We start from the raw sequence: 23649 nt of genomic DNA, 5'->3' as shown, positions 1-23649 counted from the left end.
TATATATATATATATATATATTATACGAAAATCCTTAAAATCATTAGAAAAATGGCAAAGCCGATTAAAAACTGAAAGGTGTAATAAAAAGCTGGTACTGTTTTAAAGATTGGAAAAATGGCAGTTGAAAAGTTAACTGTTGCTTTTGCAATGATTGCTAGCGGCCGTAAAATGGCAATGATTTGTGACGCTGTTAATATTCAGTTAATCATTTTGATACCAGCATTTTGAATGGCACAACCAATATCATTAAAGGTTGGTATTCATCGTCCGGAATATTTGCAATTTGCTGGCGGAATTAAGTCGTCTCATTCACTATTATTTGAACCATCGGGGATAAATGCTGTAGAATTTAAAACATTAAAGTCGTAGATTTTAAAATTGTAGTCAGGAGTATTATCTTTGTTATAAAGTGGAAAAGTTAAGGTAAAAATATTAATACCGTAACGAATATCAATATCGGTATTGAGATAATTAATACTATTAACAGTCTTGTTGGTTGGCAAGGCGATGAGTTTATTATCATAAGATTTAAGGACATTAAATTCAATTTGATAGATACTGTTATTATTTTTAATAGCAGTATAATTCTCTTGGTGCGTTTTTTTGTCAAAAGTAAAAAAATAACTTCTTAGTAGTAATTCCGAATTACCAGTAACATTGATTAAATATTTTTTAGGATAAAAAGTAATTAACGAGCGATAAAAGAAACCGATTTGAATAAAATAATCCTTCTTATAGTTTTCTACACTTTTAAAATCAATTTCGGTATGAGTTTTTTCGTCCATATCAAAAGTAGCATAAAATAAACTAGCAAAGAAATTTCCAAGAATTTCGTAAATTTCATCAAAAGTATTTTTATAATTATTACTGTTAATACTAGGGATATTGTTTTTAAAATAAAGGTAAATATCGTTCCTTAATTCAGGGTCGTGGCGTAAAAAACTAAATTTAACATTGAGGTAATTTAAGGTTCCAAAAAGGTACTTAATTAGGTAATAATCGTTAGCCTTTTTGGTGTCATATTTTCAGATTTCGGTTTCACCGTGTAGTAATTGTAAATAATTATTTCCAGCAATTAGAGTTTTGTTAAATGCCTTAATTTTAAGGACATTATCGTTGGTGTCCTCTTGTTTTGGAATGACCATTTTAATTGTATTTGTTCCTTGCAATTGTGTACTTGTTTCAGTTGCAGTGAATTTAACGGTAAAGGTTCTGTCAGCGACATTGTCTGTTGTTAAATCAAAAGTAGCCCTTTCATCTAAGTAATTGTTGTCATTATCTTTAATTTCTGTATTATAGTCGATGCCTTCAATTGCATTATTTACTCCAGTAAGATTATTAATTGCTTCATTAAGTTTTTTTTTAATTTTTTTTATAACTTCAATTTTGGTTGCATTTGTAGGGTCAATTATTTCTGAGTCTGGTAAAATAGTTGAATTCTTGTGATAAAAATAGCTTTCATCTTTAAAGCCGTGATTTTTAATCATAAATTCTTTATAGTAACCTTTTTCTAAGGTGTCAATGAAATTAAATACCGGTGTTCAATAGAGATAAGAGTAATTAAATTTATCAAAATCACCACGGTGAATCATTAAATAGTCAAGATTATCAATAACATCACTATAGTTATGGTTACCGTCAAAATTAGTTATTGTTGTGGGTAATTCAATGTCTGTACTGTCTTTTTCAATTTTAATTTCAAAATTATTTGTTTCATTTAATCTGTAATTTGTTTTATCGAAAAAATCTTTGAAATTATATAAATCTGTGCCATGTGCTTTAATTGTTATTTTTTTATTAATTACTCATGTTTTATAAGTGCTATTTTCTTTTATTTTTTGTCCATGTGTTGTTATTAAGTTTCTAATTTTTTCTTGTTTATCCTGATTATTTTGCAATTCTTTTGTAAATTGGAAAGTAAAATCATTTAAGTTTTTTAATTCTGGTAATTTTTCATTTAGATTGCTATTATCTTTTTTATATATGTTAACCTCTGCAACACTATTTGTTGAATTCAAAATCCAAAAATTCACTTTTTCTAAATTTTTAATTTCAAAATTATAAACTTTATTACTTTCTATTTTATTTCTAATTAGTGATTGTGTTGTCATTTCATCATTGTTAATGTTTTGGGGAATGGTAAAAATGTTATTGAAACTAATAATTAACACGGTAAATATTTTCATAAACATTTTTATCACTCCTTTTTAAAATATTTTATTTTTCATTGTTCTTTTGGATTTGATTTTTTTAATAAGTCACTCAATGCTACAGTTTATAACTACCGCTATTGTAATGCATATATCTAGATATCCTAGTATCATAAGTGAAATTAATACTTCAAATTTTTCATATAATAATTTCAAATCATTAATTTCCAATTTTAAAAATGGAATGAAAAAGATAGTAATCATAAAAATGTAAGGTAAAATTCTCCATCAATATTTTTTTAAAGAATTAATGAGCTTGTGTGATTTCATTTTTTAACGCTCTTTTTGCTTTAATTTTTTGAATAATAAAGCGGATTAATTTTTCAAATTTAATTGCAAAATATATTGCTCCGCCTCATCAAAAAACAAATATTCCTGCTAGCATAATACCACTATTGAACTTGCCGAAGAAATCAACCATTTCTTTATTCATAAAATTATTAAACTCATCACTTGTTCCAGTTATTCATTTAGTATCGATTGCTGTTAATGCACAAATCAATAAGCTTATAAAAATGAAAATGATACTTAATACTATTTTTAACCACTGCTTTTTAAAAGAATTTTTAATTCTTAATTTTAATGGCATTTTTTCTTTTGAATTATCTTTTTTAAATAATTTTCCTAAAAGTTTTTTCATTTTTATTCTCCTTTTGTGTTTAAAAATTTTTAATTTTTGGTTTTCAATTATTAAGTCTGATTTTTGATTAATATGAATAGTATTTCACTTTTCTAGTTCTAAGATTTCTTTATTTTTTTCCATTATTATGTATTTAAGAGTATTAACACTATTTTCTAATATGACATTAGCAATTTTTAATTTGTCATTCTCTATTTCTAATTCTTGTTTTTTAGTTCATTTTTCCATTTTTTATCTACCTTTAATCACAATAAATAAAGCAATAAGTACACAAGTTACACCAAGAATGGTAAAAATTGGGTGTTGCGAAAATGTTCGTGCCATTGGTTTAAAAAGTTCTAAAATTGTTAAATTGCTAGTAATAAACTTTTTAAAATTGGCAAGACCCTCGCTAATATAGTTCGTTAAAGTTTCAAAATGACTACCAGCTAAAAGTCCAAGAACAGTTATTAAGATAAAAATAATAATTAGTTTGAACATATTTATTTACTCTTTTGATTTCACGATTTGAAATTTTTATTTTGTCTAACTGTGGTAATTTGACCGCTTTTTTTGTGGTGAAAATTACCGACTTGTTTGTCTTGTTTGTTGATTCTAGCGGATATCTCTTGGTGGTGTTTTTTAACTTTTCCTCACGCACTTAAACGCCCACTATTTTTAACGGCATATCGGCGTTCTCGTTCTAAATTAACTTGTTGACTACCAAATCCAAAAATAATTGCCATAAGAAATTCTACAGCCAGCATTAAGAATAAAGGAAATATTAGTTGAATATTTGTTCCCGGCACTTCAAGACTTCAAATTAAATCAAAAACTTTATAAAGCATTTGGGCAAGAAAGTCGGCCATTTTTGCGAGATTTTCCATTTTTTATTGTTCCTTTTCTTTCATTTTTCTTAAAAAGTTGCTAAATTTATCCATTTTTAAGTATTCTAAGTCTTCTAAATCAATTGCGGTGTCAGTATAGTATTTGTCTTCATAGTCAGGTTTTACTTTTGAATTTAAGTAATCTCTTAAAAATGCTAGGTAAAAAGAATTGTAAGTGTTAAGTATTGGTAAAGGAATTTTTAGTTTAAAAAAATAAATATCAAGTTCAGGAATATCACGGTATTTAATGCGACGACCCTTTTTACTATTTTTAGCATCAATTAAGGTGTTTCGTCAGCGTTCATATTCTTCAATGCTCGTAAAGGTACCATAGACAACTTTTAAGTAGGGGCGAAAAATATTAACGGGTTTTTTACGAATTCCCACAATTACATTATTGGCAATATCACGAACTTTAACTCAAATATGTTTATCTCTTTGACCGCTAGCCAGCACAATATGACCAAAATGTCGTGCCAGAGCGAAATATTCTTGGATACCGCTTTCTTCGTTTTTGGTATTATTTTTTTCTCAATCTGTTCCTTCTAAAAATAAATTGGTTTCATCTCACAAAAGTAAGGTTTTGTCTGGCAATACCGGATAATCAAAGTCTAATAATCCCATATGTCCTAAACTTAATTTTTGAGTTTCTAGTAATGGAAAGGTTGATGCGATATGATATTTCTTCTTTTTTAGTAATTTTGATGCGTATACTAGAAAAGCAGTTTTGCCAGTCCCTAATGAACCAATCACAATATTTAATGGTGAGTTTTTTAAGAAATTAATAACTTTGTTAATTTGTGTTAAATTACCGATTTTAAAAAGGAAAATTAAAATGCAACCTGCTAAAAATAAATAGCTCACAATGTTTTTAAAATAACCGTTGTAAATATATCAAATTGCTCCTCAATGTCATAAAATTAAAAATGAGGTGCGATTCAATTCAATAAAATGGTTATTTTTTTCTATTATTCATTTGCAAAATTTCATCTTGCACCTCACTTTATTTTTTTGTTAGCGTACCGCTCCAAGTAATTTTTCAAACATTTTAAAGCAAATAAAGAATATTGCCAAAATAAATGGGAAAATGAAGATTCAGTAGTCAGCAAAGAAGTTACCGACTTGTGGCATATTAACAGCAATAATTTCTCACATTTTAGTAAACGCTGTTATAATTGCGTTTCACAATTTAGTCATCGCGTCACTAGCTGTTATCTTTGTTACTGCTGGTGCATCAACTAAGAAAGTTCCAAACATATAATCACCCCCTTTCTTTTTAAAACATTCATCATTTATATTCAAAGTTTTTCTTAAATTTGTTAAAACCACGATTAACCTTAACACGATTGTATTTTTTCCTAATTAATTTTGAATTTCTTTGGGAATGCATCACAATGTAACTTCTTGACATTACTTTCTTCTCTATCTAAATACTGATATGGTTTTTCAAAGTAACATTAGAATAAATCACACCATAATCGCTGTTAGGAGTCAAAAAGCAATGTTTGCTATTAAAAGTCAAAGTGGTGCTTCGGTTAATTTAATTTCTTTACCACCAGTAATGTGTGCCGGAATAGTTGTAATTTGAATAAATAAATCTCAGAAAGTTTGTTTAATTTGTTCTCAATTAAATTCTTTTAAGTTTATTGTCATTTTTTATCTCCCAAAAATCATTTTTATTGGTAAATACATAATTGAAATTAATGCGAAAAGAAAAGTAATAATAATAATTAATCCGGCAATAAACGCAACCTGTGCAGGCATTTTTTCTATCGGAATAAACAGTTTTAAGAATTCCATAATAATTTCTCAAAACATTATTTTTTATTCTCATTATTTTCTTTTGAATTAGGAGCTTTAACTCATTCTTCAAAGCGGGCAATAAACACTTTTTCATCTTTTGTAAAATTACCAGTATTATTTTTAATGGCATTTTTATATTTAATTCTAATTTTTATTTTGGCATAAATTTTATAAGCAAAATATGCTAATAGCATTATGCAAATGATAATAAATATTATTCCAATCGCAATATTCATTTTTAAACTCCTTTAAAATAGTTATAATTTATATCTTTTTTGTTGTTTTCTTTTTCTGCAATGAAGAAACCTAATAATTCTTGCCCATTAATTAATTTGGTTTCATTTTCTTTTTGATTAATTGAAATTATTTGATATTTACTATCTTTTATTATTCCGATGCAAATAGAATTTTCATATTTTCCTTTATAAACAAATCGCTTTGGAAATCAAATGCCGATTTGTTTATTAAATCACGGTATTTTTGGTGCTTTAATAAACATTGCGTTTTGTGTTTCTTTTAAGAGATATTTTTTAGTATTTAAGAAAATGTTTTCAATGTTTTTCATAATAAATTACCTTTCTTATAAATAAACTAAGTTATATTAACTAAGTTAGTTAACTTAGTTTTTTAAACACTTATATATCGCAGATTTAAGTGTTTAACAAGCTTTGTTAGTAAATTTTGTTTTTTTAATTAGATAAAGATTTTAATAATTTTAAACTTAGCATACCCCTATATAGAAATTTCTACACTTTAATGTCCGCATCCTACCCTTGGAACTAATTTAATAGCGTGTATATTTTTAGGAAATCCACCCATTCATTTTTTTATTGCAAAACGAAACAAATTGCTATAGCTAATAGGATGTTATCTATTAACTGGTAAACTTCTTTTGGTTATGGCGACCACCCACAATTTATCGTGCTTTAATACATACCAACATTATTAACTCACTTGTATTTAATTTTCAAAGAACAAATTTTTAACACCTTATAAAATAAAAAGACAATCATTGCTGACTGTCTTAATACTTATTCAAATATTTTCCCACCTAACAAAACTTTATGCGTCCTTTTAATTGTTGAAAAGCTCAATAAGTATGATATTATTATTGTTGTGATATTGATTTTATAAAGGAGAACTAAAATGTCAAGAAAATGTGAAATAACTGGTAAAAGTGTTCTGTCTGGTAATAAGCGTTCTCATGCCATGAATGCATCAAGAAGAAAATGAAATGTTAATTTACAAACTGTAAAAATGGAAATTGATGGCCAAGTAAAAAAAGTTAAAATGTCAACTCGTGCTTTAAGAACATTAAAACGCAAAGGAATTTAATAGTATATGAAAAAATGACTAAATAATATTAGTCATTTTTTCATATACTTTACTAATTGTTAAAATACCACAACCTTGTTTAATATTAATTTCCCCTCTAAGAGCTTCTAATTCATTACTAATAAAATAATTATCATATGGTTTTAATTCATAATTTTCATTTAAAGGATATTTAAAACCTTTTAAATTTAATTTAGTATCCATCAACGGTAAAAAATCAAAATAACGATATTCAAGATATTCAGTTTTTAAAAAAAATGTGGTGGTATTAATAAATTTTAAAATATTCGTTTCATTATATATTTCTAAATTATAATCATGATACTTAATTAATAAGTTAATCAAACCATAAATCATTCCTCAACGATAACCATCCACTACTAAAATAAGCTTTTTAGCACCTAATGCAATCGCTTTTTTAATAGCATATTCGCTATCTAAAATATCTTTATCTTGTGGTAATATTTCAATATTTTTAACATGCTTTTTTATTATTTCTAACTGTTCCTTACTAGTGTGGTCAAAATCAGCACAAGCTAAAACAATCGGATAATTTTCATTAATTAGCTTTATGGCTCCTTGTTCAACACCAATAAATTGACAATCTTTTCACTTTGATAAATCAATATTAATATTTTGACAAACAATTACAAAACAATCTTTATTCATTATTTTTTAATTCCTTAACTGCCTGTTTCATATGTGAATGTTGCATTAAATAACTCCCAACAACAACAACATCAGCCCCTTGCTTTTGACATAATTTAGCAATATCATTATTAATACCACCATCAACTTGAATTAAACAATGATAGTTATTAATAACAATTTTGGTTTTTAAATTTTTAATCTTATCTAACGATGCCATTATAAATTTTTGTCCGCCTTTACCAGGAACCACACTCATTAAAAGAACGGCATCTAATTGTTCTAAATATGGCTCTAATACTTCAATTGGTGTTGTTGGATTTAAAGCTAAAACCTTTTTAATTTTATTATCTTGACAAAAACTAATGAATTCTTTTATTTGCTCTGGTGTTAATGCTTCATAATGCATCGTAATACTACTAGCTTTAGCTTCAATATATGGCATTAAATATGTTGCCATATTACAATTAACTTTTACCATCAAATGACAATCAATAAAAATATCAAAATATTTAGTAATATCTTGTAATATTTTAGCTCCAAAACTTAAATTATTAACAAAATTACCATCCATAACATCATAATGGATTCAATCAATATTTGCTTCTTGCAACTGTTGTAATTGCTTTTTTAAACACAAATAATTAGCATCTAAAATACTAGCAGCAATAATAAGTTTTTTCATTATTTAGTACCTTCCTTTTTCTTGTAATTGTTTTTGTTCTAAAACTTTAATATAATCATCATAAATAAATTGCGGAATATCTTTATTAATTAATGCTTGTTTAACACCACATTTTGGTTCTTTTCAATGTCGGCATTGCCGATAATGACAATTAACAAGAAATTTTTTAAAGAACCGGAATGAACTCGCTATTTCTGATAATGATATATCATTCAACGAAAATGATGAAAATCCTGGTGAATCAATAATTCTAATATTATTTGCCATAATTATTAATTCATTATGCGTTGTCGTATGTTTACCACGATTCAAAGCCTTAGATATTTCTTGCGTTCTAATTTTAAGTTGCGGATCTAACATATTTAAAATTGAAGACTTCCCAGCCCCAGTTTGGCCACTTAAAATTGAAATCTTATCAGTTGTAACTTCCTTTAACTTTTCTCATTGATTACTTGGCTGATTAATCGATAAAGTTAAACATTCATAACCTAATTTTTTATAACTAGAAATATAATCATAAACCTTATCACCAGATAATAACAAGTCGGCTTTAGTAAAAACTAAAACTACTGCCAAACTGTGAACTTCAACTCATATTAAGTACTTATTAAGTAAAAAACTACTAAAATTAGGTTGTTTTAAAGCACTAACAATAATAACTTGATCAATGTTGCTTACTGCTGGTCGCATTAATTGATTTTTTCGGGGGTGAATTTCAATAATTGTTGCTTGCTTTTCTTGTTCATTAATAACTTCAATAGTTACAACATCACCAACAAGAATTCTTTGATTAGATAATCTTAAAGCTCCTCTTGCTTGACAATGATAAATTTCATTATTGATAATAACATTACAAAACTCACTAATAACGCGAATGACTAAACCAATCATATACTATAAAATACCAATAATAAGAAAACAAGAAAAATAAAACTAGTAATAATAGCAATCATCATTAGAAACTTAGGAGTTAAAAAATATGACATTAATTGCTCACGATTTTTAATAAATATCTTTTGCTTTCGGTTATCGCGTGTTAAAACAATGCAATTTTTCAATTTTAAAGGTTTTATTTTAGCATTACTAATATCTTGTAATGCTTTAATATCTTGACTTAACGCTTTAATACTTTGATATCTTTCCTCACAATTTTTAGCCGTTGATTTAATAATAATGTTCTCCAATGCTTGTGAAATATTTGGATTAATCCCTCTTGCACTTGGTAACGGTTCTCTAACTTGCTTTACCGCTACTAATGTTGGATTTTGACCATTAAAAGGACAAGAACCAGTTAACAATTCAAATAACACAATTCCTAATGAGTAAATATCACTACGATGATCAATTTGTAATGACTGGACAGTTTCTGGCGATATATATTTTGCTGTTCCCACAATTTTAGTTGTTGTTGTCTTATCATAATCAGTAATAATTGCAATTCCAAAATCAGATACTTTAATCTTACCATCAAAAGATATTAAAATATTTTCTGGTTTTAAATCACGATGAACAATATTTCCTTGATGGGCAACAGCGACACCATCTAAAATGCTTTGAAAAATCTGTAAACATTCTTTAATTGATAATGGTCCGGTTCGTAGTAATCGATCTTTTAATGTATAACCTTCAACTAATTCTAAAACAATACATCAGCGGTTATCTTGTTCAAAAACATCATAAACTTCAACAACATTATCGTGGCGAATTCTCGTTGTTGCTTCCACTTCTTTATAAAATTTCTTTAAAACTTGTGAATTATTAGCTGCTTGTTGATTTAAAATCTTAATCGCTACAATCCGATTTAAAAAACTATCATTAGCCCGATAAACATCTGCCATCCCACCACTAGCAATTTTATTAATTATTTGATATCGTTGTTGTAAAATAATACCATTTTCTATTTGCATCCGTCATAACTCCTTATTTAATCTCAACAATAAGAATTGTTAAATTATCAGTTGAAACATTATCCAATGCTAAATCAACTAGACTCTTAGCTTTTTGTGACAACTTATTATTACTCTGTAAAATATCAATCATTTCATAATTTTCTAAATAATCATGCAATCCATCAGTAGTTAGCATAAAAGTTATGCCTTTAATATTACTAACTAAGAAAGTATCAATTTGCAATTTCTTATTTGGTCCTAAAGCACTAGTTAGTGCTTTCCACAATGTTTTTTCAATATTAGCATTAGTTTTATTATTATGTAACATATTAAGAACATTATGGTCAGTTGTTAATTGCTGAAAATTCTCTTGATAATACTCATAAATCCGCGAATCACCAATATTTAATAAATAAGCTTTGTTATTGGTTATTAATATTAAAGAAACAGTAGTTCCCATATCAGTTAACTGCGGATATTCTTTAACATAATTAATCATTGATTCTTGCACAAACATTGTTGCCTGCCGAAGTCAGTTATTAACTTCATAATCACCAAAATTACTAAAGTCAGTTTTAACAAATAAGCTAACATATAAATTAACAGCCATTCAACTAGCAGTTTCACCACCATTATGTCCTCCTAAACCATCACAAACAATACCAAAATATTGGCCATATTCATTTTTTACAAATTGAACTGCATCTTGATTATTAGCACGAAACTGACCAATATCGCTATTAAAATGGAAGCTAACTTTCATATCAAGTCATCCCCTTTACTTTCCTAATAATATAATTATATCGTAAATTAGTAAGAAAAAATCTAAGGAAAAATTCTTCCTTAGATTTTTAATTTTTATTAGCATTAATTTCATTCATAATAATAGTTTTAATTTCTGAAACAGTTTGTTGTAAATTATCATTAACAATAACATATTTATATTTACTAGTAATATTCATTTCCCCTTTAGCTTTTAATAATCGCTTCTGAACAATATCTTCTGGCTCACTTCGACGTGCAATAATTCTTCTAGTTAATTCTTCAAAACTAGGAGGTAAAACAAAAAACGATATCGCATCTGGTCTTTTTGCTAATACTTGTAACGCTCCTTGAACCTCAATTTCCAAAACAACATTTTTACCTTGTGATAATAATTTATCAACATATTTTTCTGGTGTCCCATAATAATTATCAACAAATTTAGCATATTCTAATAACTCATTATTAGCAATTTTCTCTTGAAAAACATTTTCATTAACAAAAAAATAATCCTTTTCATTTAATTCATTACTTCTTGGTTTTCTTGTTGTCATTGAAATAGAATAAACTAAATTTAAATTTTGGTCTTTAAATAATTCTTCTCTAATTGTTCCTTTACCAACCCCACTAGGTCCAGAAAGAATAATTAATAATCCCATTTTTTTATCCATTTTAAGATATTACTTCCGTTCCATAGTGTAGCGATAAAAATATAAGAATATTCTACCATATTTCTTCATTGTTAATAATTCTAAATGCTCATAATTAATATCTAATGTGGCATTAGATTCAAGGATAATAATACCATAGTTATTAACAATATTTTGTGTCAATAAATACTTTATTGTTTCATAATAATAACTAATTTCTTTATACGGTGGATTAATAAAAACTAAATCAATTTTAATATTATTATTAACTAAAAACTTTAAACATACCAAATATGATAAGTTAGTAATCATATAATTATGATCGGCAACTTTTAAATTAACAATATTTTTTTTTAAATATTCTAATGCCTGCGAATCATAATCATTAAAATAACAATAACTAATGTTTCTTGATAATGCTTCAAGACCAATACTACCACTACCAGCAAAAAGATCTAATGCCACTTTATTTTCATAATAAAAATAATTATTTAAAACATTAAAAAGATTCTCTCTAACTCTACTTAAAATTGGTCTTGTTGTTGTACTTTGTTGACTAATAAGATTTTTTTTATAATATTTTCCTGCAATAATTTTCATTTTCTCACCTATAAATAATATATTAATTATACTAAAAACTTATGCTATAATCTATAAAAATAAGCAAAATAAGGAGTAAATTATGTACCAAGACAACAATCCTAGTAATGAATGATTAGTTAAAGATAATAACATTAAATTACGCGAAAAATGTCAACCTGTATTATTTCCAATATCAAAAAACGATGAATTAATAATGCAAAAACTAATTGATTTTGTTATTACTTCCCAAAATGAAACATTAAACGCATCACTAAAACTAATTCCTGCTGTGGGATTAGCAGCCCCCCAAATTGGTTGTAATAAGCAAATGTATTACATTCATATTGAACAAATTGATAAAAATAATAAAAAAACTATCATTCAACATGCCTTAATTAATTCTAAAATTACAGCTCATAGTGAACAAATTATTGCTTTAAAAAGTGGCGAAGGTTGTTTAAGCGTTGATAATTACCATGAAGGGTTTGTTCCGCGTTATTTTAAAATTATTGTTACTGGTTATGATTATTTAAAGAAAAAAAATGTTACGATTACTGTTCGTGGCTATGAAGCAATTGTTTTTCAACACGAACAAAAACATTTAGAAGGTATTTTATACTATGACCTAATTGATAAAAATGAACCTTGAAAAAAGAATGACAATTGGTTATACTTATAAGCGAAGTACTAAATATTTCAACTGAGAAATAAATAAACTAAAATTGCCTAAATTTAAAGGCAACCAAAAATAAAATGTTTACAAAAAAATTTTGCAAAAATGATTTTTTAAAATTTTAAGTAAACCTTTCATTTAATAATGAGTGAGGTGTAAAAATTCATGACAACAAATCAAAAAAATAAACCAAATACCAAAATTGAAATCTTCAATGAAAATCAAACATCTAACAAAAATAATGAAATTATTATTGATGATATTAGAAATACTAAAGTATTTGCCCTTGGTGGCTTAGAAGAAGTTGGTAAAAATACTTATTGTATTGAACATGATGATGAAATCATTATCATTGACGCTGGTGTTAAATTTCCCGAAGGAATATTATTAGGAATTGATGCGATTATTCCTGACTATACATATTTAAAAGAAAATGCTAAAAAAGTAAAAGCAATATTTATTACTCACGGCCATGAGGACCATATTGGTGGTATTCCTTATCTTTTAAAAGAAATTGATATTCCTTTTATTTATGCACCAAGACTAGCAGCTGCCTTAATTCGTGAACGATTAAAAGAGTTTAATATTGGTCAAAAAACCAAAATTATTGAAATTGATGGTAGCAATGAAGATCAAAATAAAATGAAAGGTCTGCTAAAAAACTTTCAACTGAAATATTTTGCTGTTAATCATTCAATTCCTGATGCTTTTGGCATTGCTATTAATACTCCTAATGGTAAAGTCGTTACCACTGGTGATTATAAATTTGATTGAACACCATTAGGTCATAAAGCAGATTTAGAAGAAATGGCAAAAATGGGGCAAACGGGTGTTACCTTATTTTTATCAGACTCAACTAATTCTGAAATTGAAGGTTATACAATGACCGAAACAAAAATTATTAAAAATATTAGTGATTACTTTTTAAAAGCTAAAGGACGAATCTTAATTTCTACTTTTGCTTCTAATGTCCACCGGATTCAACAAATTATTGAAGTAGCACAAAAATATAATCGCAAAATTTTAATTTTTGGTCGCAGTTTAGAACGAATTATTAAAATTATTCGTGAAATGGGGCATTTAAAGATTTCTGACAAACAATTTATTAAACCTCACGAAACTGATCAATATCATAAAGATAAAATTTTAATTATTTGTACAGGTTCCCAAGGAGAACCAATGGCAGCACTTTCACGGATTTCAACTGGAACTCATAAAGCAATTTCTATTATTCCTGGTGATACCGTTATCTTTTCTTCTAGTCCTATCCCCGGAAATCAAGCTAGTGTTGAAATGGTTGTTAACCGCTTATCACGGTTAGGGGCTAATGTCTTAGAAAACTCCTCATTTAATTCTTTACATACATCAGGACACGCTTCACAAGAAGAACAAAAACTAATGCTAACCTTAATTAAACCAACATACTTTATGCCAATGCACGGTGATTATCGTATGTTAAAAGCACACGGACAAACTGCAGAAAGCGTTGGGGTTGCTAAAGAAAATATCTTTATTTGTGCCAATGGTGACCAAATTAATCTTTACAAAGGTAAAGCTATTCTTGGAAAAAGAATTGAAGCTAGTGCAATTTATGTTGACGGTAAAGATACTTCTGGTTTAACAACAAGAATAACTCGTGATCGCCAAATTCTTGCTAATGATGGTTTAATTGCTGTTGTTGTTTCCATTAATAGTCAGACTAATGAATTACTATGTAATCCAACAATTATCTCTCGTGGCTCATTTTATGTTAAAGATTCCAGTGCTCTTATTGCTGAATCAATTAACATTGTAACAAAGGCAATCAAAAAGGTATTAGCTAGTAACCACCCTACTTTTGGAGCAATCAAAAAAGAAATTAAAGAAACCCTAAGTCCTTATATTTCAAAAATAAAACGAAGAAATCCTTTAATAATTCCTGTAATTTTAAACAAAAAATAAAAAAATTTACTTAAGTAAACCTTAAGTAAATTTTTTTATATTATATTATTATTGTCTGTACATTAAATCTTTAAACCATATCAAAAATCAGCATTTTTGATAATATTTAAAATAAAAAAACCAACTTCTAATTGAACAGAAACACTACTTAACCCCGAATATCCTCGATAAGCACCTATTATTTGGCGGAAATTCCAATTAACAAGTATTTTAGTTTCATCAGTCAAAGTCTTAAAGACAGAACGCTTAAAGTTCCTTTCTTGCAATAATTTTTTATTATGCTCTTCAATTGTATCTTGAAAAATCTTATTCATTTTTTTTCTTACATTATAAACCTTTAAATCATCAGCACCATTAGTTAAGCTCATATATTTTTTTCATACAGTTAAAGGAACTATCAGATATACATATACAGAATTGCGAGAATTACTTCGGAATTTACTCTTTTCAGAAAAAACATTTGAAAAATAATAATTCAGAACTTCACTAATATTCAATAATTGTGTCGCAAATGCTCCTTTAGAAACTGTAATCTTATTATCTTTTAATTCAATTCTCTGCAATGGTAAATCAAAATAAGTAGAATTTCAAAAAGTAAAATCAAAACTTCCCAAGAAAATTTCTTTATTATCCGGTGCGCTAACAAAATCAGAATTATATTTCTGAAATTCATTATTTTTAGTAAAAAAATCACTTATTTTAGTATTTATTTCTACAGCATCAGAAATTTTCAAAAATTCCTTAATAAAATTTGTTGTTGAATTTAAAGAATTTATTAATAGTTTTGGTTTTAAACCCGCATTAGAAATACTTAATTTTTCTTCATTATTACTATTAATTTGGTTTAAGATTTGCTTTTTTATATTTGTTTCACTTAAAGCTTGATATTCCAACTTTTCTAAGTCAAAGGTAACATTCGCTTTGATATGTTCTCGTACTAACGGCGTTAACTCAGAAATCTTATTCTCAAAAGCAGTTTTATCCTGTGTTAAATAAATATCAAGATAAATATTATGGGTGGCTTGACCTTGCTTTAAAACCAAATCAAGTTCAATTAATAATTGTAGTTTATAAACATAATACTTATTACTATCATCAGATTGACTATTTAAATTATTTGATTTCCTATTTTTTAAATCGCTAAGAACTCTAATCATTTGGTCAAAAGATACTTTTGTTACTGTAAATCTAGCCCTATCTTTAGTAAAACTTGTCGGATTACTTATATTTGCAAAATAAGTCATTTTCTCTCTAAGTTTCATGTTAATAGAACCAATTAAATCATTTTGCAATATTTGCAAAATCTGTTCACTAATTTTCTCATTATTTTCCAAATACACAGCGGAATTTCCAGATTTTGCTTGACTAACTAATGGAGTCATAGTACTTCTAATTTGGGTATCACTTAACCCTAAACTATTAGCAGTATAAATTTTTTCTCGATGTTTATTCAATATTTCTTCATTAATTAAATTTTTAGCCTGAACAATGGGATCTACTATAACTTTTTCTTCAGAACTTTCAGATATATCATTATTATTTTTACTACAAGCAACTACACTTAAAACAGGAATAGCAGTTGACAACATTAACATTGTTATCAAATATTTTAAGATATTTTTCATCTTACCACCTTTCTACTCTTTTATTAATTTATAATATTCTCTAATTCTATATATTATATTATTAATTATATTTTATTTTCATTTTATTTCAATATTTATCATATTAGAGGTCGCGTTTAGTTTTCTTAGGTATTGCTTTGAAGAAGTAAAACAATCAGCTAATTATATTATTTAATTACTAAACTAACCATACCTTTCTTGTTATTGTCATTTTTATTCATTGCTATTTTATCATATTATTGAATTTTTACACAATGAAAAATTATTAATTTTATTAAATTTTAACTAATATTTTTACTTACTTAAATCTATTATATTTATTTGTTACAGCATTACCTTTTATAGTTAATTCAACTATCATCATTTTTATTATTATATTTATTTCATAATGAAGTTTTATATATTTCTTTTCTGATTGCTATTTCTGAATTAATATTTTCATTAATGTAATGTAATACATTTAATTTGTTTAAATTTGCCATTCTTAAATGTAATAAGTTATTTAAATTCTTATGATTATATATTTTTGCTCCATAGCCTAATTGTTGTTTTACCAAATGCGATACATCACTTTCAATGCTACAACCGATATTTCATTCTAAATTTTGGTTATGAATTCCATGCTTATTATTACTGAAATAATTACTCGCCTTCCTTAAATTTGTTTTAATATCTTTATTTAATTCATTTTTAGCATCATTACGAATGTTTTTTACCAATTCTTGATGATTTCCATTTTTATATAGTTCAATTCAACTATTTAGTGTTACTTTACGATTTTCAAAAATAATATTAAATGCCGTTTGTTTTAATTTTTTAATAGCATGATAACCATCTAAAATATATCTAACATTACCGAAACTATTGGCAATTTCTCTAATTCAAGTAGCACCATCGCCACAAACAATTATTCTGTCATAATTAATATTCACATAATGTTTTTGTAATTCCTTAATTAATAAATCACGATAATCCATTGTATTTATTCGTTTACCAACTTTTAACATTAGAAAATGACCTCGTTTGTTTTCTAATTCTCTACGAGCATTTTTGTAATTTTTTTCTTTATGCCCGGTATGAGACCGCATAAAGAAATCGTTTGGTGAGAATTTTAAAAAAACTACTAAGAAAAAGACTGAAATAAAATCAGTTTTTTTTAATTAGGTTAAAATTGTCGTTAATCTTGCTTAGTTTAACAAAATAACAGCAAAACCAACTAAATAAAACTCTCCTACTTGGAATGTCGTTAAACCAAGCAAGCGAGGATAAACAAGATAGGGGTGGCCGTACCGCTACGACACAATGAAGGCAATTCTTTTGGGCAATATAAAAGAGTTATCGTGGTTTGGGGATAAATCTTTAACTTGCAATAGTTAAAGGGTGAGTGTTCCACAATAAAAAAATTTTAGAAATCTTACTATTTTATAAGGAGGTTCTGCGAGTGTCTTTAAAAGAACTCTGTTGAAAACAATTAAAAATTAAAGTAAAAAATAAATCAACACTAATTAACAAATGTCAGTGTTATATCAATGAGTACTTTACAAAATTAACTAAAAACAGAAAAGGTGGTTGGTATTGTAAAAAGTATGCTCGGCATTGTTTAGCAAGATTAGAATTTATCAATAAACAAAAAATAAATGCTAAACTTTGATTTTTAAATTTGCAATGCCAAAATAATCATCAAATTATTAAAAAATTAATTTTTGAACAAAATAAATGGAAAATTATTAATATCAAAAATTAGGAAAAATAGGTATATATAGGTAAGAAATTTCACAAAGTGGTCAAGCTGGAACACTAAAAAATAAACGAAGTGGGAGGATATCTGATAAAGTTAATCAATTAATTAAATTAGTACTACATGGGGCAGAAGAGTAGTCGCGAGTGATTAACCAAACCAATGCCTAAGGGAAACTATGCCTAAAAGAGGAAAAAGAGTATAAGAAGATTGATTAATCTCTCTCTTTCTATCAATAAAAAATAAACGAAGTGGGAGGATATCTGATAAAGTTAATCAATTAATTAAATTAGTACTACATGGGGCAGAAGAGTAGTCGCAAGTGATTAACTAAACCAATGTCTAAGGGAAACTATGTCTAAAGAATAACAAGCAACAAAGTAATTTAACAAATAACTAATAATAAACAAAAAGAAAAAAATATAAGAAGATTGATTAATCTCTCTCTTTCTATCAATAAAAAATAAACGAAGAAGGGAAAATATATATGGTTGAAAATAATATCAAAAATACAATTAGCGATTTAATTAACGAAATTAAAACAATAACAGAAAACAATTTAAGCAATTTAGAACAAATTATGGAAGCTTTACTTGTTAAAGTTAACAATATTGAAAATATCTTAAATCAAATACGATAAAAGATAAATTAAACCAACTATTTATTAAAATTAGTTGGTTTTTTATTTATCAGAAATAAAAAATAATGGAGATAAAAATAAAGGGAGGTAATTATCATAAAAAAAGATTATTCAAAACCAAAAGCAAGATTTAATGGAAAAATAATTATTGATTGTATTAGATGCGAACAAGAGTTCACAATTTCAAATTCAGAATGATTAACGCTTAATAAATTTTATAAATGCCAAAAATGTAAAAAATAAAGTGAGGTGTTAAATATGATAAAAAAAATTTATTTAAACCAAAATTTAATTTCACAAGAAATAAATAATAAAACGCACATTTTAATAAATAAGAAAAAAGACTGTGTTGTTTGAAATAAAAATTACTTAGGTTTATCAAGTTATCAAAATTATTTTAGTTTAAAAATTGATGAAAATAAAAAATATGTAATCCATAGTAGCGTTAATAATAAAAGTGGTAATATTATGGGAAAAAATTTAATTTTATATTTTGAAAAATTAAAGCAAGAAAACAAAAAGCAGTTTACTTTGCAAAACAAAAATCATGCTGCTAATAATGATTTACTAAATGAATACAATAATCATTATGATAACAAAACAACACAACGAAAATTAACAGCAACAGAACTAAAACAATTACTAGAATATTTAGAAAATATTGATAATCCCAATTTATTGAAATAATGGTTTTTATTTAGGATACAACAAATATGAAAAAAATACTTAGTTTGTTGTCAATATTTTCGTTATCGTGTGGAAGTACAATGCCATTAATTGGTTGTGGCAATATTGCAAATAACAAACCACACTTGCCACCATCAAAACCAAAAAAACCAATAACCAAAGATTTTTTTTACTATGAAAAATTAAAACAAGAAATTACAGCAGAAATAAAAGAATATGACGAAGCAATTAAAGAAATTGAAAATAGTAAAAATGATTATGAAAACGAAGAAGACTATCAAACAGAACTAAAACAAACACAAGCAGAAAAATTTATCAAAATATCTGAACTAAATAATTGTGAATATCAAATTTTACTATGTCAAAAAGAAAATGAGTTTACAGACGAACAAAAACAACAAGCAATTAAGTTATTAGAAAAACAAATAAACAACTTAAATAGTGCTTTAAATTTACTAAGTGAAATTAAAAATAGTGATTTTGATCAGAAAGATTTAGAAAAAATTAAAACAAAGATTAAAAATACAAAAATTATTTTAGATGAAATTAAAAACAATTAAGAAAGGAATTGGTAGTTAATTATGTTAAATTCTAATTTATTAAATAAAATTAATGTTAATGATGAATGATATACACAGGAATATGCGATTAAACCAATTTTAGAATTTTTAAAACCTAATAGCACTATTTTATGCCCTTTTGATAATATTGATAGTGAATTTGTCCGTGTTTTAAAAAGAAATGGACATAAAGTTTGAAATAGTCATATTGATGATGGAATTGATTTCTTTAATTACATTAGAAGTGATGTGGGTAGATATGATTATATTATTTCTAACCCTCCATTTAGTAAAAGAAAACAAGTAATAGAACATTTATTTATTTTAGGAAAACCATTTGCAATGTTAATGCCATTAGTAAGTATTGCATTAAAACCAATTAGAGAAAAAATAGATCAGTGTGAATTATTAGTTTTTAATAAAAGAATAAAGTTTATTGCTTATAATGGTATAGTTTGTAAAAATCCTCCAAGTGAAACAGCATATATATGTCACAATATTTTACCCAAACAAATTATTTATAGAGAATTAAAAGAGTGTTATTAAAATATGCTTAAAATAATTGAATTATTTGCTGGGATTGGAAGTCAAAGAAAAGCATTAGAAAAGATTGGAATTAACCATAAAGTAGTTGCATTTTGTGATAACGATAAATACGCTGAAAAATCATATCGAGCAATATTTAATGATTATGACACACCAAATTTAGGTGATATTTCTAAACTAGAAACTTTACCGTATGCTGATTTAATAACTTGATCATTTCCATGCCAAGACATATCAAATGCCAATAATAATGGGCAAGGATTAAATGGCAAGCGAAGTGGTTTAGCGTACAAAGTTGTTGATTTAATAAGCACAATGCCAACAAAACCAAAATATCTTTTAATGGAAAATGTACCAAATTTATTAAGTAAAAAGTTTTTTGTCGGATTTCAAAATCTCCAAAATCAACTTAGTGAATTAGGATATTATAACCAATATTTTACAATGAATGCCAAGGATTATGGAATTCCCCAAAATCGGAAAAGATTGTTTATGATTTCAACATTAAAGCAAGATTTTAAATTTCAATATCCCCAACCTTGTAATTTAAAATTTTTGGTAAAGGATATTTTAGAAAATAATATAAATGAAAAATATTTTATTAGACAAGAATCAATGAAAAAAGCAATTGAAAACAATAAACTTAAAATCATTCAACAATGTGCTTATACAATTACAACAAAACAAATGCGATGAGGAAATGCTGGAATTATTGCAATTCCAAATGATATAAAATTTAATGTTCGTGGCAAAACGGAAATAGACTTTAACTCTTATAAACAAGAAAATAGAGTACATGATGCTAGTAATGAAAATATATATCTAGATACATTAACTATGGTCGCGTTTAGTTTTCTTAGGTATTGCTTTGAAGAAGTAAAACAATCAGCTAATTATATTATTTAATTACTAAACTAACCCTGCCTTTCTTGTTATTGTCATTTTTATTCTTTTTCATTTTATCATATTATTGAATTTTTACACAAGGACGCATAAAGTTTTGTTAGGTAAGAAAAGATTTGAATAAGTATTAAGACAGTCAGCAATGATTGTCTTTTTATTTTATAAGGTGTTAAAAATTTGTTCTTTGAAAATTAAATACAAGTGAATTAATAATGTTGGTATGTATTAAAGCACGATAAATTGTGGGTGGTCGCCATAACCAAAAGAAGTTTACCAGTTGATAGATAACATCCTATTAGCTATAGCAATTTGTTTCATTTTGCAATAAAAAAATGAATGGGTGGATTTCCTAAAAATATACACGCTATTAAATTAGTTCCAAGGGTAGGATGCGGATGTTAAAGTGTAGAAATTTCTATATAGGGGTATATTAAGTTTAAAATTATTAAAATCTTTATCTAATTAAAAAAACAAAATTTACTAACAAAGCTTGTTAAACACTTAAATCTGCGATATATAAGTGTTTAAAAAACTGAGTCAACTAACTTAGTTAATGTAACTTAGTTTATAACAAATAAGAAAGGTAATTTATTATGAAAAACATTGAAAACATTTTCTTAAATACTAAAAAATATCTCTTAAAAGAAACACAAAACGCAATGTTTATTAAAGCACCTAAAATTCCATGATTTAATGAACAAATCGGCATTTGGTTTCCAAAGCGATTTGTTTATAAAGGAAAATATGAAAATTCGATTTGTATTGGAATAATAAAAGATAGTAAATATCAAGTAATTTCAATTAATCAACAAGAGCAAGAAACCAAATTAATTAAGGGACAAGAATTATTAGGCTTCTTCATTGCCGAAAAAGAAAACAACAAAAAAGATATAAATTATAACTATTTTAAAGGAGCTTAAAAATGAATATTGCAATTGGACTAATATTTATTATTATCAGCATCATGCTATTGGCATATTTTGCTTATAAAATTTATGCCAAAATAAAAATGCGAATTAAATATAAAAATGCCATTAAAAATAATACTGGTAATTTCACAAAAGACGAAAAAGTGTTTATTGCTCGCTTTGAAGAATGAGTTAAAACCCCTAATTCAAAAGAAAATAATGCGGATAAAAAATAATGTTTTGAGAAATTATTATGGAATTTTTAAAACTGTTTGTTCCGATAGAAAAAATGCCTGCACAAGTTGCGTTTATTGCCGGATTAATTATTATCATTACTTTTCTTTTCGCGTTAATTTCAATTATATATTTACCAATAAAAATGATTTTTGGGAGATAAAAAATGACAATAAACTTAAAAGAATTTGATTGAGAACAAATCAAACAAACTTTCTGAGATTTATTTATTCAAATTACAACTATTCCGGCTCATATTAGTGGTGATAAAGAAATTGATTTAACTCAAGAAACACTTTGGCTTTTAATAGCAAACATTGCTTTTTGATTCTTAACAGCGATTATGGTGTGATTTATTCTAATGCTACTTTGAAAAACCATATCAGTATTTAGATAGGGAAAAAATTAATGTCAAGAAGTTACATTGTGATGCATTCCCAAAGAAATTCAAAATTAATTAGGAAAAAATATAATCGTGTTAAGATTAATCGTGGTTTTAACAAATTTAAGAAAAATTTTGAATATAAATGATGAATGCTTTAAAAAGAAAGGGGGTGATTATATGATTGGAACTTTCTTAATAGAAGCACCAGCAGTAACAAAAATAACAGCTAGTGACGCAATGACTAAATTATGAAATGCGATTATAACGGCGTTTACTAAAATGTGAGAAATTATTGCTGTTAATATGCCACAAGTCGGTAACTTCTTTGCTGACTACTGAATATTCATTTTTCCATTTATTTTGGCAATATTCTTTATTTGCTTTAAAATGTTTGAAAAATTACTTGGAGCGGTACGCTAACAAAAAAATAAAGTGAGGTGCAAGATGAAATTTTGCAAATGAATAATAGAAAAAAATAACCATTTTATTGAATTAAATCGCACCTCATTTTTAATTTTATGACATTGAGGAGCAATTTGATATATTTACAACGGTTATTTTAAAAACATTGTAAGTTATTTATTTTTAGCAGGTTGTATTTTAATTTTCCTTTTTAAAATCAGTAATTTAACGCAAATTAACAAAGTTATTAATTTTTTAAAAATTCACCATTAAACATCGTTATTGGTTCATTAGGAACTGGAAAAACTGCTTTTCTAGTATACGCATCAAAATT

The 23649-nt window shown here is 26.1% G+C and carries 37 protein-coding genes; 16 read left to right on the top strand and 21 right to left on the bottom strand.

Features of this window, described 5'->3' with window-relative positions; translation table 4 throughout:
• Positions 1-20: 20 nt before the first annotated feature.
• From AAHM88_RS01975 to AAHM88_RS01920, 12 genes are read right to left on the bottom strand one after another with little or no spacing between them, the layout of a single operon-like run.
• Positions 21-2195: a hypothetical protein gene (locus AAHM88_RS01975; protein WP_342263080.1), complete on the bottom strand. Its 2175-nt coding sequence runs from the start codon at positions 2193-2195 to the stop codon at positions 21-23.
• A gap of 15 nt (positions 2196-2210) precedes the next feature.
• The gene (locus tag AAHM88_RS01970) at positions 2211-2417 is read right to left on the bottom strand and encodes a hypothetical protein (RefSeq protein ID WP_342263079.1); all 207 of its coding nucleotides are present in this window, start codon (positions 2415-2417) and stop codon (positions 2211-2213) included.
• Between the two features lie 43 nt (positions 2418-2460).
• The gene (locus tag AAHM88_RS01965) at positions 2461-3081 is read right to left on the bottom strand and encodes a hypothetical protein (RefSeq protein WP_342263078.1); all 621 of its coding nucleotides are present in this window, start codon (positions 3079-3081) and stop codon (positions 2461-2463) included.
• Between the two features lie 3 nt (positions 3082-3084).
• Positions 3085-3333, bottom strand: coding sequence for a hypothetical protein (locus AAHM88_RS01960; protein ID WP_338968164.1), 249 nt, complete (start codon positions 3331-3333; stop codon positions 3085-3087).
• Between the two features lie 2 nt (positions 3334-3335).
• The gene (locus AAHM88_RS01955) at positions 3336-3719 is read right to left on the bottom strand and encodes a hypothetical protein (protein WP_342263077.1); all 384 of its coding nucleotides are present in this window, start codon (positions 3717-3719) and stop codon (positions 3336-3338) included.
• A gap of 3 nt (positions 3720-3722) precedes the next feature.
• Entirely contained in the window at positions 3723-4709 is a 987-nt protein-coding gene (locus AAHM88_RS01950) for a hypothetical protein (RefSeq protein WP_342263076.1), read from the bottom strand.
• A 24-nt stretch (positions 4710-4733) separates the two neighbouring features.
• Positions 4734-4976: a hypothetical protein gene (locus AAHM88_RS01945; protein ID WP_342262240.1), complete on the bottom strand. Its 243-nt coding sequence runs from the start codon at positions 4974-4976 to the stop codon at positions 4734-4736.
• A 19-nt stretch (positions 4977-4995) separates the two neighbouring features.
• A complete protein-coding gene (locus AAHM88_RS01940) occupies positions 4996-5130 on the bottom strand; it encodes a hypothetical protein (protein WP_338968593.1) in 135 nt (44 codons plus the stop codon).
• A gap of 11 nt (positions 5131-5141) precedes the next feature.
• Positions 5142-5372 carry a hypothetical protein gene (locus tag AAHM88_RS01935; RefSeq protein ID WP_342263075.1) on the bottom strand — a complete coding sequence of 77 codons (231 nt, stop codon included), beginning with the start codon at positions 5370-5372 and terminating at the stop codon, positions 5142-5144.
• 3 nt (positions 5373-5375) lie between these two features.
• Positions 5376-5537: a hypothetical protein gene (locus AAHM88_RS01930; protein ID WP_339024447.1), complete on the bottom strand. Its 162-nt coding sequence runs from the start codon at positions 5535-5537 to the stop codon at positions 5376-5378.
• Positions 5537-5758, bottom strand: a complete 222-nt coding sequence (locus tag AAHM88_RS01925; protein WP_342262239.1) for a hypothetical protein — start codon at positions 5756-5758, stop codon at positions 5537-5539. Before AAHM88_RS01925 ends, AAHM88_RS01930 begins: the two co-directional genes overlap by 1 nt.
• Positions 5759-5760: 2 nt before the next feature.
• A complete protein-coding gene (locus AAHM88_RS01920; RefSeq protein ID WP_342262238.1) occupies positions 5761-6087 on the bottom strand; it encodes a hypothetical protein in 327 nt (108 codons plus the stop codon).
• Positions 6088-6668: 581 nt separating this feature from the next.
• Between AAHM88_RS01920 and rpmB the strand changes: the two genes are divergently transcribed.
• The gene (rpmB, locus tag AAHM88_RS01915; protein ID WP_342263074.1) at positions 6669-6857 is read left to right on the top strand and encodes a 50S ribosomal protein L28; all 189 of its coding nucleotides are present in this window, start codon (positions 6669-6671) and stop codon (positions 6855-6857) included.
• A gap of 18 nt (positions 6858-6875) precedes the next feature.
• On the opposite strand, the gene AAHM88_RS01910 is transcribed toward rpmB, so the two are convergent.
• The 7 genes from AAHM88_RS01910 to rsmD all read right to left on the bottom strand — a co-directional run bounded on the left by AAHM88_RS01910 (position 6876) and on the right by rsmD (position 12091).
• A complete protein-coding gene (locus tag AAHM88_RS01910; RefSeq protein ID WP_342263073.1) occupies positions 6876-7526 on the bottom strand; it encodes a thiamine pyrophosphokinase in 651 nt (216 codons plus the stop codon).
• Positions 7519-8190 (bottom strand): ribulose-phosphate 3-epimerase, encoded by a 672-nt coding sequence (gene rpe / locus AAHM88_RS01905; RefSeq protein WP_342263072.1) that lies wholly within the window; start codon positions 8188-8190, stop codon positions 7519-7521. The genes AAHM88_RS01910 and rpe overlap by 8 nt, the downstream gene beginning before the upstream one ends.
• 3 nt (positions 8191-8193) lie before the next feature.
• Positions 8194-9081, bottom strand: coding sequence for a ribosome small subunit-dependent GTPase A (gene rsgA / locus AAHM88_RS01900; protein WP_342263071.1), 888 nt, complete (start codon positions 9079-9081; stop codon positions 8194-8196).
• Positions 9069-10097, bottom strand: coding sequence for a protein kinase domain-containing protein (locus AAHM88_RS01895; RefSeq protein WP_342263070.1), 1029 nt, complete (start codon positions 10095-10097; stop codon positions 9069-9071). Before AAHM88_RS01895 ends, rsgA begins: the two co-directional genes overlap by 13 nt.
• Before the next feature lie 13 nt (positions 10098-10110).
• A complete protein-coding gene (locus tag AAHM88_RS01890) occupies positions 10111-10842 on the bottom strand; it encodes a protein phosphatase 2C domain-containing protein (protein WP_342263069.1) in 732 nt (243 codons plus the stop codon).
• Between the two features lie 88 nt (positions 10843-10930).
• Positions 10931-11512: a guanylate kinase gene (gene gmk / locus AAHM88_RS01885; protein WP_215826308.1), complete on the bottom strand. Its 582-nt coding sequence runs from the start codon at positions 11510-11512 to the stop codon at positions 10931-10933.
• Between the two features lie 9 nt (positions 11513-11521).
• On the bottom strand, positions 11522-12091 hold the full coding sequence (gene rsmD / locus AAHM88_RS01880; protein ID WP_342263068.1) for a 16S rRNA (guanine(966)-N(2))-methyltransferase RsmD: 570 nt from the start codon (positions 12089-12091) through the stop codon (positions 11522-11524).
• An 82-nt stretch (positions 12092-12173) separates the two neighbouring features.
• On the opposite strand from rsmD, the gene def reads away from it, so the two are divergent.
• Together def and AAHM88_RS01870 are read left to right on the top strand one after the other, a co-directional pair.
• On the top strand, positions 12174-12752 hold the full coding sequence (gene def / locus AAHM88_RS01875; protein ID WP_342263067.1) for a peptide deformylase: 579 nt from the start codon (positions 12174-12176) through the stop codon (positions 12750-12752).
• A gap of 159 nt (positions 12753-12911) precedes the next feature.
• Positions 12912-14687, top strand: a complete 1776-nt coding sequence (locus AAHM88_RS01870; protein WP_342263066.1) for a ribonuclease J — start codon at positions 12912-12914, stop codon at positions 14685-14687.
• Positions 14688-14749: 62 nt separating this feature from the next.
• On the opposite strand, the gene AAHM88_RS01865 is transcribed toward AAHM88_RS01870, so the two are convergent.
• Together AAHM88_RS01865 and AAHM88_RS01860 are read right to left on the bottom strand one after the other, a co-directional pair.
• Positions 14750-16312, bottom strand: coding sequence for a hypothetical protein (locus AAHM88_RS01865; protein ID WP_342263065.1), 1563 nt, complete (start codon positions 16310-16312; stop codon positions 14750-14752).
• Between the two features lie 332 nt (positions 16313-16644).
• Positions 16645-17400 carry a UPF0236 family transposase-like protein gene (locus tag AAHM88_RS01860; protein ID WP_342263064.1) on the bottom strand — a complete coding sequence of 252 codons (756 nt, stop codon included), beginning with the start codon at positions 17398-17400 and terminating at the stop codon, positions 16645-16647.
• Positions 17401-17753: 353 nt separating this feature from the next.
• Here AAHM88_RS01860 and AAHM88_RS01855 point away from each other — a divergent pair, with 353 nt between their 5' ends.
• The 13 genes from AAHM88_RS01855 to AAHM88_RS01795 all read left to right on the top strand — a co-directional run bounded on the left by AAHM88_RS01855 (position 17754) and on the right by AAHM88_RS01795 (position 23588).
• On the top strand, positions 17754-18056 hold the full coding sequence (locus tag AAHM88_RS01855) for a replication/maintenance protein RepL (protein ID WP_342263063.1): 303 nt from the start codon (positions 17754-17756) through the stop codon (positions 18054-18056).
• A 481-nt stretch (positions 18057-18537) separates the two neighbouring features.
• Positions 18538-18690: a hypothetical protein gene (locus AAHM88_RS01850; RefSeq protein WP_342263062.1), complete on the top strand. Its 153-nt coding sequence runs from the start codon at positions 18538-18540 to the stop codon at positions 18688-18690.
• Positions 18691-18948: 258 nt separating this feature from the next.
• A complete protein-coding gene (locus AAHM88_RS01845; RefSeq protein ID WP_342262828.1) occupies positions 18949-19377 on the top strand; it encodes a hypothetical protein in 429 nt (142 codons plus the stop codon).
• A 26-nt stretch (positions 19378-19403) separates the two neighbouring features.
• Positions 19404-19937: a hypothetical protein gene (locus AAHM88_RS01840; RefSeq protein WP_342262827.1), complete on the top strand. Its 534-nt coding sequence runs from the start codon at positions 19404-19406 to the stop codon at positions 19935-19937.
• A gap of 21 nt (positions 19938-19958) precedes the next feature.
• Positions 19959-20483, top strand: a complete 525-nt coding sequence (locus AAHM88_RS01835) for a hypothetical protein (protein ID WP_342262826.1) — start codon at positions 19959-19961, stop codon at positions 20481-20483.
• Between the two features lie 3 nt (positions 20484-20486).
• A complete protein-coding gene (locus AAHM88_RS01830) occupies positions 20487-21389 on the top strand; it encodes a DNA (cytosine-5-)-methyltransferase (RefSeq protein WP_342263061.1) in 903 nt (300 codons plus the stop codon).
• 590 nt (positions 21390-21979) lie between these two features.
• Positions 21980-22306 (top strand): hypothetical protein, encoded by a 327-nt coding sequence (locus AAHM88_RS01825; RefSeq protein WP_338967359.1) that lies wholly within the window; start codon positions 21980-21982, stop codon positions 22304-22306.
• A gap of 2 nt (positions 22307-22308) precedes the next feature.
• Positions 22309-22530, top strand: a complete 222-nt coding sequence (locus AAHM88_RS01820) for a hypothetical protein (RefSeq protein ID WP_342223528.1) — start codon at positions 22309-22311, stop codon at positions 22528-22530.
• Complete coding sequence (locus AAHM88_RS01815; RefSeq protein WP_342262538.1) at positions 22530-22691, top strand: hypothetical protein; 162 nt, start codon at positions 22530-22532, stop codon at positions 22689-22691. The genes AAHM88_RS01820 and AAHM88_RS01815 overlap by 1 nt, the downstream gene beginning before the upstream one ends.
• A gap of 3 nt (positions 22692-22694) precedes the next feature.
• The gene (locus tag AAHM88_RS01810; RefSeq protein WP_342262537.1) at positions 22695-22925 is read left to right on the top strand and encodes a hypothetical protein; all 231 of its coding nucleotides are present in this window, start codon (positions 22695-22697) and stop codon (positions 22923-22925) included.
• A gap of 11 nt (positions 22926-22936) precedes the next feature.
• Positions 22937-23071, top strand: a complete 135-nt coding sequence (locus AAHM88_RS01805; protein ID WP_342262536.1) for a hypothetical protein — start codon at positions 22937-22939, stop codon at positions 23069-23071.
• A 19-nt stretch (positions 23072-23090) separates the two neighbouring features.
• A complete protein-coding gene (locus tag AAHM88_RS01800) occupies positions 23091-23333 on the top strand; it encodes a hypothetical protein (protein WP_342262535.1) in 243 nt (80 codons plus the stop codon).
• 24 nt (positions 23334-23357) lie between these two features.
• The gene (locus tag AAHM88_RS01795) at positions 23358-23588 is read left to right on the top strand and encodes a hypothetical protein (RefSeq protein ID WP_342263060.1); all 231 of its coding nucleotides are present in this window, start codon (positions 23358-23360) and stop codon (positions 23586-23588) included.
• The last annotated feature ends 61 nt before the right edge of the window (positions 23589-23649 follow it).

The sequence above is a fragment of the Spiroplasma endosymbiont of Dromius quadrimaculatus genome (assembly GCF_964031155.1).
Taxonomy (GTDB): domain Bacteria; phylum Bacillota_I; class Bacilli_A; order Mycoplasmatales; family Nriv7; genus Nriv7.
Note: the sequence above shows the minus strand (reverse complement) of the source record. Positions and strands in the feature narration are given on the sequence as shown.